This window comes from Emticicia sp. W12TSBA100-4 (assembly GCF_040253585.1).
GTDB lineage: Bacteria > Bacteroidota > Bacteroidia > Cytophagales > Spirosomataceae > Emticicia.
Window position 1 is genome coordinate 53,111 of record NZ_JBELAU010000021.1, and the last position, 9,550, is coordinate 62,660.

The window sequence follows — 9,550 nt, forward strand, 5'->3', positions numbered from 1 at the left end:
AAACTCCCCTTTAGGGACGGTGCGACGGTTCGCTTAGGGGTGTTAGGGTTTTAACTTTCTTAAATAAAACTCACTATCATTGACAAGTATATCCGATTTGCTATTGATTGAATTAAGCCGAATATCGCCTTCTTGATATGGAATAACCCCTTTTGAATAGAATAAGTACTGTGCTTCGGCAGGAATCGGTTTCACTGCACTTCTGAATGGATGAATCGGAATCAGTTTTCGCTTAAAATCTGCTCCCCAAAGCGGATACTCAAAATCTTCGTGTTCTTGCTGAGTTCCGAGTGCCACGATAGCATCTTTAGGTACGATTTCATCAAATTTTTTGTAGGCTTCGTAAACATTTGGTCGGGCAATCGTGATGAGTTCTAAACGATTGGCATTAAAGATATTTTTCTCTCCAAAAACAGGATGTATTCGCATGAATAGAATCGTCGGAATGGCAGAAAGTACAATCAAGAAACTGATGCTTGTAAGAAAAACCTTATTAAAAATAGATTTTTTTTGTAGCCATGATAAACTAACCAAAGCAAGCATAGGCATACACCAAACCGCCATATTCAGGAAATAACGAGCCTTAATGGGGTCGTAAGGTGCTGAATAACAGAGCGATAAAAAGTGTAGTGTCGCCGCAAAAGCAAGTACTGAAAGGCTTTTTTCAACGCTATTCAATTTCTTGAAATTTCGTAAAATCTTCCAACCCAAAATGAGCATAATTGGTAGTATCAGACCAAAACCTATAAATCCCCAAAAGGGTCTTTCAAGATAAAATCTTACTGGATGTTCAAAAGAAAAATACGAAACAACCGTAAAGTGCTCACCTTCAAGATCCAGTTTACTAAAGATTTTATTAGGCCAATATCGTACAATCTCATTCAACTCTTTCCCCAAAGGAGAACTTCTGAGGCCATCCATATTCAAAAAATCAGAAGAGTATCGAGCAATATTGAAGGCTAAATTTTTGATTCTTTCTTTTCCTGTATAATGCTCAACACCGTGCCATTGCATCACCATTTTAGGAGCAGAAAGGCTTCCGAGACTAAATTTCTTCGATTCTCTGATATTACCGATATAGCCAGTTGGTAAGGCATAAATGCTAATTGCAGCTACAAAAACAATGATAAAAACCTTAATTTGTTGATAGAATTGCTTTTTCAGCAACACCGTGTGGAATACCACAACTACTGCTGCGGGAGCAATAAGCAAGAATGTAACTTTATGACCAATCCAGATACCTGCCATCAATGCAATGAGCGAAACGTTGAGGCGAGAAGGGTTGGTTTTAAACGAAAACATGAAGTAAGTCAAACAACCTAAATAGGCTGACAAAACGATGTCGGTTTCGGTAGTTGTTGCTTGTACCAAAGCCGTTGGGAGTAAAGCCGATAGCAAAAAAACGAGTAAAGATGCTGCCTTATTAGCGGCTATTTTGAAAGCTATTCCGTAAGCTGAAATTGCAAAAAGCCAGTAAGATAGGTAATGTATAACCTTAAAGCCTTGTTCACCAAAAAGATGAAACCCAAACATTTGCAAAGTTGGTAATGAATTTGGGTAAAAATCAATCGTCCAAGTGGTGCCTTGTAGGCGATTCATGTTGCCATTTTGGAGATACAACGCACATTTTACCAAATGTCCTGTCATACTATCCCATTCATTGGGATAAGTCAAGAAAAACATTCCTACATTTAAAATGCTGACAATCAGCAAACCTATGCCTAAAATACCAAACACGGATTTTCCTAAAAAGCTTTGTTCTTGCCAGATTTCAGTCAGATTTTTGGGAAGTGTTTTTAATGAATTTCTGAGCGAATATTGATGATTTTCGGTGACTTTCTTGAAAAAGAAATAAAACAAAAAAGCTAAAACGTTTACGCCAAAACCCCAAGATACGGCGTTGCTAATCTGATTGAGTTCAGACAAAAGGAAACCTGTTGGAATAATACAAGAAACCAATCCAACAAAAAACTTGATTAGATAATCATTGAGGCTTTCTGAAATATACGAAGTATTCCGATGAATTTGCCAAAGAAAAACAAGAAATAATACTATAAAAAGTAGATACATTGAATCAGAATAAGGGCTTTCACGGTGCAAAGATAATGAAAGCCCTTCTTTTATTATGCTTTTTGGAATAAACTATATCAAAAACTCGAAAAGTTCGGGTTTATCGTTGATGTATTCGAACTGAACGTTGTTTTCTTTCATGCGTTTGATAAGTGGCTGGAAGTCAGATTGTTGCTTCAATTCGATACCGACCAATGCGGGGCCACGTTCACGAGCGGTTTTCTTGGAATATTCAAAAAATACAATATTATCGGTTGGGCTTAGTACATCATTCAAGAAAGTTTTGAATGCCCCAGCACGCTGTGGGAAACGAATAATGAAGTAATGTTTGAGCCCTTCATAAAGCAACGAACGCTCTTTTATTTCTTCGGTTCGAGTAATATCATTATTTCCTCCACCGATGATACAGACCACATTTTTGCCTTTTATTTCATCTTTTATAAAGTCGAGAGCTGAAACTGATAATGCTCCCGCTGGCTCGGCTACTATGGCTTCTTCGTTATAAAGTTGAAGAATCGTAGAGCAAACTTTCCCTTCGGGAATCAACAAAATTTCGTGATTGAGATTTTGTTTACAAACTTGAAATGTCAAATCTCCTGCACGTTTTACGGCCGCTCCATCTACAAATTTATCAATTTCTTCGAGCGTAACTACTTGGTCTTGCTCCAAGGCGGTTTTCATGGTTGGTGAGCCAAGCGGTTCAACGGCCACGAGTTTGGTTTTGGGCGAAAGTTGCTTAAAAACCGTCGAAACACCTGAAGCTAAGCCGCCACCACCGATGGCAAAAACCAAATAATCAATTTTGAAATTAGAATCTTTGAAAATTTCTAAGCCTACTGTTCCTTGTCCTTCCATTACCTGCAAATCATCGAATGGATGCACGAAAGTAGCGTTTTGCTCTTCGCAATATTTTTTTGCGGCATAATAGGCATCGTCGTAAGTGTCGCCTACGAGTTCGATTTTCACAAACTCTTTTCCAAACATACCCACTTGCTTGATTTTCTGAGCGGGTGTGGTGGTAGGCATAAAGATTGTACCTTTTACTTGCAGTTTTCTACACGCATACGCAAGCCCCTGTGCGTGATTGCCCGCACTGGCACACACAACACCTTTTTCAAGTTGCTCTTTTGGTAAAGCCGCCATTTTATTGAAAGCCCCTCTGATTTTGTAAGAACGTACTACTTGCAAATCTTCACGTTTGAGGTAAATATTTGCTCCATAACGCTCCGAAAGATTCAGATTGTGCATCAAAGGTGTGTGAACGGCCACTCCTTGCAGACGCTCGGCAGCAAGATAGATATTGTCTAAATCAGGAAATATGATTTCTGACTTTATTTTGGTCATGTGATGAAGGCTTATTTTATGAAATTCAAATATACAAAAAGCACAGAGATTTTGCCCCTGTGCTTTCTGTAATAAATATATTTTTGAAACTGTCGTCCGTCGTCTATCGACTTTGGACTATCATTAGTTTCTCTCTGGACGTAAGCTACGAACAGTTTTACCTGCTTGCCACATTTCCGACTCACGAAGTTCAGCTAATTCAACTTCCAATTTCTCACGGTAATCTGGCTCAGAGTTACGAGAGATTGATTGAGCAGCTTCTTTTTGTGATTTTACACTTTGATACAATTTCTTGAAAACTGGTTTTGTAGCATCGTGGAAAGGTTTCCACCAGTCTAACGCACCACGTTGTGCAGTTGTTGAACAGTTGGCATACATCCAATCCATTCCGTTTTCTGCAACTAATGGCATCAATGACTGAGTTAATTCTTCAACAGTTTCGTTGAAAGCTTCTGATGGAGAGTGACCATTTTCACGCAATACTTCGTATTGAGCAGCGAAAATACCTTGGATAGCACCCATCAACGTTCCACGCTCACCAGTAAGGTCAGATGTTACTTCACGGTAGAAATCTGTTTCGAATAAATAACCCGAACCTACACCGATACCCATTGCGATGGCCGTTTCACGTGCGTGACCCGAAGCATCTTGGTAAACAGCGAAAGATGAGTTAAGACCTTTTCCTTCAACGAACAAACGACGAAGTGAAGTACCCGAACCTTTTGGAGCTACCAATACAACGTCAACGTTTTTAGGTGGTTTAATACCCGTTTTTTTGCTGTACGTGATACCGAAACCGTGAGAGAAATATAAAGTTTTACCTTTTTTGAGGTATTGTTTCACTGTTGGCCATAAGGCAATTTGAGCTGCATCTGACAAAAGGAAACAAATAACTGTACCTTTTTTCAATGCGTCTTCGATATTGAAAAGAGTTTTACCTGGAACCCAACCATCAGCAACTGCTTTGTCGTAAGTTTTACCAGGGCGTTGTCCAACGATTACGTTGAAACCATTGTCACGCATGTTCATTGCTTGACCTGGGCCTTGTACACCGTAGCCAATTACTGCAATAGTTTGTTTTTTCAAGAACTCTCTCGCTTTTTCGAGTGGGTACTCTTCACGGGTTACTACTTCTTCTTCAACACCGCCGAAATTTAATTTTGCCATTTTTATTGAATTTGTTTTATTGAATGCGACAACTATTTAATTGTCTGAACTTTGATTTAACTGATTTTGGGATTTAACAGAAAATGTCTTTTCTCTAATAAATCTTAAATTTTAGTAAATTATGATTCAGATTGATTTGTATTTTGAGTTTAATAATCTTTTCATTTCTAAACTTTCACTACCAAAATTTAGGAGTAAGCCAACCTCTAAGTTATATGCTTCTAAATAGTTGATAGCTTGGGCAAAGTGTACATTTTCAAGTTTAATGATTGCTTTTAGTTCAACGCTTATATGCTCTTCTACTAAAAAATCAACTCTTCTTGTACCAACGTGTTCGTTTTTATAAATAATTGGCATTTCAAACTCTCGATGATACAAAATGCCTGTTCTCTTGAATTCTACTTCTAAAGCTCTTTGGTAAATAACTTCTTGAAAGCCATTACCTAAAACTTTATGAACCTCTAATGCACAACCTATGATTTTTCCCGTTAAAGCTGAATATTTGTACTTTTCATCAATCATGACTTTGATTTAGCAGATTTGAAAAATTGCACTGATTTCTTCAATTAATTTTGGATATTTATGTAAATCATTTTCATAAAAATCAGTAAATCTGTTAAATCAAAGTTTAAGACAAATTTACAAATAATACTCCCATTCGGTAATTTCCTCTGGTAAATATTCAATTAAGCCTTTAGGGGTTTTTCCTACGGCAACCCTTCCCGAACGCACAAATTCGATGATTCCGTGCGGTTTGATGTATTTGAAAAATTCAAAAATTTCGGTTTCTGTGCCTGTTTTTTCAATAACCACATAGTCAAGCCCCCAATATACTACCCATGCTTTATAAACCTTGTTAATGATTTCTACATCAACGGACTTGCCATTGAGTGGAGTAGAAATCTTGAAAAGAGCGATTTCGTTGTAAACAATATCTTCGTTGAGATAGCCGAAAACAGCTAAAACTTCGATAATTTTACGAATCTGGCGTACGAGTTTTTCTACTTCTTCACGTTTTTCGTGTTTGATAACGATGGTGAAACGAGAAATACCCTTACGCTCAGTTTCCGAAACCGTCAGCGACTCAATGTTGATTCTGCGACGGGTAAATATGATTGTGATTTTGTTGAGTAATCCGATGCTATTTTCGGTAAATACGCAAATAGTGTATGTTGTCATAACAGCCCCCTAACCCCCGATGGGGGAATTTTACTTTTAAACATTTTTGTTTAAAAATGATTAATATTTAAATACCACCTTTTACCCCCATTGGGGGCGGTCCGCCGCAGCGGCAAGGGGGCTACTCCAAGCGAATCTCGCTGACGCTTGTTCCCGCAGGAACCATCGGGAATACGTTTTCTTCTTTTTCGACGATAACTTCGAGTAAATAGGCTTTTTTAGAATCCAACATTTTATCCAATGAATCGCTTAGATTTTCTCTTTCTGAACATGTATGTCCGTCAATTCCGAAACCTTTAGCGATTGTAATAAAATCTGGATTTTGAAGTTCTACGAATGAGTAGCGATTATCAAAAAATAATTGTTGCCACTGACGCACCATTCCTAAGAAGTTGTTATTCAAGATAATCATCTTCACGGCCAAACCACTTTGAGCGATTGTACCGAGTTCTTGAATCGTCATTTGGAAACAACCATCACCGATGATTCCGACTACTTCACGGTCTGGAGCTCCGACTTTCGCACCAAACGATGCAGGAATCGCAAAGCCCATCGTTCCGAGTCCACCAGAAGCAATGTATGAGTTTGGTTTACGGAATTGGTAATAGCGTGCCGTAACCATTTGGTGCTGACCAACGTCAACTACGATACAAGCCTCACCATTAGTTTTATCCGAAAGTAAAGCTACCACTTCTGCCATTTTGATTTTACCTTCTTGGTTTAAATCACGGAGCGTAACTTTATCGTATTCTTTTACATCAAGTTTACGGAATTCATTTTTCCAGCCAGTAAAATCGCCTTTTTTTACTAAAGGCATAAGCATTTTCAAGGCTTCTTTGGCATCGCCGATAACGGGTGCTTCTGCTTTTTTGATTTTATCAACTTCCGAAGGGTCAATTTCTATGTGAATGATTTTTGCTTGCGGAGCAAATTTGGTCGAATCTCCCGTCACACGGTCGTCGAAACGCATACCGATGGCAATCAAAACATCGCACTCGTCGGTCATTACGTTTGGAGCGTACATTCCGTGCATACCCAACCAACCCATGTAATTTGGGTGATTATTTGGCATTGCCGAAAGTCCAAGCAATGTACTTGCACAAGGAATATCTGTTTTTTCAACAAAGTCAAGTAATTCTTGAACGGCATCAGCAATCAAAACTCCATGTCCGAACAAAATGTATGGGCGTTTAGCCTTATTGATAAGCTCGGCTGCCTTCTCGATTTGGTCTTGTTTTGGCACAATACGTGGGCTATAACTTACCATTTTCTCTACCTTTTTATAGACAAAAGGCTTCGTCATTTTAGCAGCCTGTGCATCACGAGCAAAATCAATTACTACTGGGCCAGGCTTTCCTGACTTAGCAATGAAGAAAGCCTTTGCCATGATTTCTGGCACTTCGTTGGGGTCGGTAATCTGATAATTCCATTTACAAACTGGCGTAGTAACACCAATCATATCAGTTTCTTGGAAAGCATCAGTTCCCAATAAAGTCGATTTTACTTGTCCAACAATACAAACCAAAGGCGTGCAGTCAATGATGGCATCGGCAATAGGCGTAATAAGGTTTGTGCCTCCTGGGCCAGAAGTTACTAAGCAAACACCCGTGCGTCCGCTTACACGAGCATAACCTTGTGCAGCGTGTCCAGCACCTTGTTCGTGGCGAACTAAGGTGTGTTTTATTCTATCAATATAATCATAAAGGGCATCGTAGGTAGGCATAATTGCCCCACCTGGATAACCAAAAATATTTTCTACACTTTCGGCCAATAAACACTCCATCATGGCTTGAGCTCCCGAAAGAAAAGTTTGACCTTCTTTCGCTTCAGCGGGTGCTACGAGTGTTTCTTGTTTTAATTCGATTTCGAGTAAATTTCCCATATCGTCTGAGATATTTTAGGATGAAGTTTTTAGTTGTTTTGCTGTACTCCGTATTTCTTACAAGTCCGTTACACAACCTTCGCTGGCCGAACTTACGTTTTTGATATATTTACGAAGTACGCCTCTTGTGTGTTCTGATGGAATTTGTTTCCAAGCAGCTTTACGTTCGGCCAATTCTTCGTCTGAAACGTGCAAAATCAATTGATTATCTACGGCATCAATCGTGATTTTATCGCCATCTTTTACCAAAGCGATTGTTCCACCTTCAAAAGCCTCTGGTGTGATGTGTCCAACTACGAAACCGTGTGTTCCGCCCGAAAAACGTCCATCTGTAATCATTGCTACGCTATTTCCGAGACCTGCACCCATCACGGCTGACGTTGGTTTAAGCATTTCGGGCATTCCCGGGCCACCTTTAGGGCCTTCGTTTCTGATTACGATTACGTGACCCGCCTTGATTTCACCTTTTTCTAAGAACTCAATCACTTCTTCTTCACGCTCACAAACTTTGGCAATTCCTTCAAATTTTTCACCCTCTTTTCCTGTGATTTTTGCCACTGCTCCGCCTTCAGCCAGATTTCCATAAAGAATCTGTAAGTGACCAGTTGGCTTGATTGGAGACTCGATTGGTTGAATGATTTTTTGTGTATCAAAATCTAAGTCTGGTACGTCTTCTAAGTTTTCGGCTACTGTTTTGCCTGTAATCGTCATACAATCACCGTGAATAAAGCCTTTTTTGAGCAAATACTTCATCAAAGCAGGAACTCCACCGATTTCGAGCATATCTTCCATGTAATATTTGCCCGATGGTTTCAAGTCTGCTATTAATGGTGTACGGTCTGAAATATCTTGAATATCTTTTAGTGTAAATTCTACACCTGCGGCACTTGCAATGGCCAAATAGTGAAGAACTGCATTTGTTGAGCCACCCATCACCATTACCATCGTCATGGCGTTTTCAAATGCCTTGCGAGTCATGATGTCACGTGGACAAATGTTTTTCTCCAACATATTCTTCATGGCAGCACCGATGGCAATACACTCTGCTTTTTTGCCTTCGTGTGTGGCTGGGTAGCTCGATGAATTTGGTAGAGTCAAGCCCATTGCTTCCATTGAAGATGCCATTGTGTTGGCGGTGTACATCCCACCACAAGCACCCGCACCCGGAATTGCATTTTTTATAACTCCTTCGTAGTCTTCATCTGAGATTGTACCTGCAAATTTTTGCCCTAATGCCTCAAAAGCCGAAACGATGTCGAGTTTTTTACCCTTATATTGTCCAGTACGAATTGTTCCTCCATAAACCAACATTGCAGGGCGGTTCAATCTTGCAATTGCCATCATTGCCCCGGGCATATTTTTATCACAACCAACTACGGCAATTACGCCATCGTACCATTGAGCAGCTACAATATCTTCAATCGAGTCAGCGATAATATCACGGCTTGGTAATGAATAACTCATGCCATTATTGCCGTTTGTCATACCATCCGAAACTCCGATTGTATGAAAAATTAAGCCCACCATTCCGTTTTCTTGGATACCTTTCTTTACGTGAACAGATAACCCGTTGAGGTGCATATTACAGGTATTTCCTTCATAACCAGTACTTGCGATACCGATTTGAGCTTTCTGCATATCTTCTTCTGTCAGACCAATACCATAAAGCATGGCTTTAGCAGCAGGGTTATGAACTTCTTGCGTAAGGGTGCGGCTGAATTTATTTAATTCCATATTGCTAATTTTAAAATTTCTTAATCTTCAATCTTCATTTTCTAATCCTTAATCTATAATATTTGATTTGAATTATAGATTAAGGATTGATGATTAACGATTGTTGATGTAAATGCTTTTTATTTATTATTTATATTTTGCTGAGCTGTCGTAACACTTCGAGTAAAAATTGAA

Annotated in this window: 7 protein-coding genes; all 7 read right to left on the reverse strand. The window is 39.2% G+C overall.

Annotation, left to right across the window (positions count from 1 at the left end; translation table 11 throughout):
• Positions 1 to 42 precede the first annotated feature (42 nt).
• A complete protein-coding gene (locus ABR854_RS23870) occupies positions 43 to 2,070 on the reverse strand; it encodes a hypothetical protein (RefSeq protein ID WP_350268370.1) in 2,028 nt (675 codons plus the stop codon).
• A 72-nt stretch (positions 2,071 to 2,142) separates the two neighbouring features.
• Positions 2,143 to 3,414, reverse strand: coding sequence for a threonine ammonia-lyase (ilvA, locus tag ABR854_RS23875; protein ID WP_350268371.1), 1,272 nt, complete (start codon positions 3,412 to 3,414; stop codon positions 2,143 to 2,145).
• A 123-nt stretch (positions 3,415 to 3,537) separates the two neighbouring features.
• Positions 3,538 to 4,581 carry a ketol-acid reductoisomerase gene (gene ilvC / locus ABR854_RS23880; protein ID WP_350268372.1) on the reverse strand — a complete coding sequence of 348 codons (1,044 nt, stop codon included), beginning with the start codon at positions 4,579 to 4,581 and terminating at the stop codon, positions 3,538 to 3,540.
• A gap of 126 nt (positions 4,582 to 4,707) precedes the next feature.
• Complete coding sequence (locus ABR854_RS23885) at positions 4,708 to 5,103, reverse strand: GxxExxY protein (RefSeq protein ID WP_350268373.1); 396 nt, start codon at positions 5,101 to 5,103, stop codon at positions 4,708 to 4,710.
• Positions 5,104 to 5,220: 117 nt separating this feature from the next.
• Positions 5,221 to 5,760, reverse strand: coding sequence for an acetolactate synthase small subunit (ilvN, locus tag ABR854_RS23890; protein ID WP_350268374.1), 540 nt, complete (start codon positions 5,758 to 5,760; stop codon positions 5,221 to 5,223).
• A 121-nt stretch (positions 5,761 to 5,881) separates the two neighbouring features.
• On the reverse strand, positions 5,882 to 7,642 hold the full coding sequence (gene ilvB, locus ABR854_RS23895; protein ID WP_350268375.1) for a biosynthetic-type acetolactate synthase large subunit: 1,761 nt from the start codon (positions 7,640 to 7,642) through the stop codon (positions 5,882 to 5,884).
• Between the two features lie 57 nt (positions 7,643 to 7,699).
• Positions 7,700 to 9,376, reverse strand: coding sequence for a dihydroxy-acid dehydratase (ilvD, locus tag ABR854_RS23900; protein ID WP_350268376.1), 1,677 nt, complete (start codon positions 9,374 to 9,376; stop codon positions 7,700 to 7,702).
• Positions 9,377 to 9,550 lie beyond the last annotated feature (174 nt).

Excerpts from the sequence above, each read along its gene's own strand:
- ABR854_RS23870 (WP_350268370.1), bottom strand. The coding sequence starts at position 2,070 with ATGTATCTACTTTTTATAGTATTATTTCTTGTTTTTCTTTGGCAAATT.
- ilvA (WP_350268371.1), bottom strand. The coding sequence starts at position 3,414 with ATGACCAAAATAAAGTCAGAAATCATATTTCCTGATTTAGACAATATC.
- ilvC (WP_350268372.1), bottom strand. The coding sequence starts at position 4,581 with ATGGCAAAATTAAATTTCGGCGGTGTTGAAGAAGAAGTAGTAACCCGT.
- ABR854_RS23885 (WP_350268373.1), bottom strand. The coding sequence starts at position 5,103 with ATGATTGATGAAAAGTACAAATATTCAGCTTTAACGGGAAAAATCATA.
- ilvN (WP_350268374.1), bottom strand. The coding sequence starts at position 5,760 with ATGACAACATACACTATTTGCGTATTTACCGAAAATAGCATCGGATTA.
- ilvB (WP_350268375.1), bottom strand. The coding sequence starts at position 7,642 with ATGGGAAATTTACTCGAAATCGAATTAAAACAAGAAACACTCGTAGCA.
- ilvD (WP_350268376.1), bottom strand. The coding sequence starts at position 9,376 with ATGGAATTAAATAAATTCAGCCGCACCCTTACGCAAGAAGTTCATAAC.